Here is a 396-nt window from a genome sequence, read left to right on the forward strand (position 1 = left end):
GTATGTTACTTTCCTCTACAAGCTTGGGTAGCTTATGCCGGTGTCCGCCTCCTTCCGGTGTATCTGTAGATTTGCGAAACCGGCTACTTTGTGCACCACAAAGGTAATTACGTGGAACCGAAAGGTATATCAAATGGCTAATCGGCCATATCCGATTCAAGCAGTTTGATTTGTCCTTCTGTTCTTTTCAACTCTTCCCGCCTTTTGAGATAAATGTCAATGAAATTCTCTTCTTTGGAGAGCATGTGCCTTACGGCAACGAGTATTTTCTGGGCGCTGGTCTCCTGGCTCTTCATTTTGTTCTTTTTCTTGTTGGTAGTTTGGAGGTAGCTGAAATGAGAGGAGAAACAGTTTCGGGTTCGTGATGCAGCCCATGCTATTTCGATCAATTTTTGT

The 396-nt window shown here is 43.9% G+C and carries 1 pseudogene; it reads right to left on the reverse strand.

The features are described 5' to 3' along the window. Positions 1 to 137: 137 nt before the first annotated feature. Positions 138 to 396 (reverse strand): annotated as a pseudogene (locus tag Tanf_RS01865) (IS110 family RNA-guided transposase); the annotation flags it as partial.

It is taken from the genome of Tannerella forsythia, from assembly GCF_001006485.1.
GTDB lineage: Bacteria > Bacteroidota > Bacteroidia > Bacteroidales > Tannerellaceae > Tannerella > Tannerella forsythia.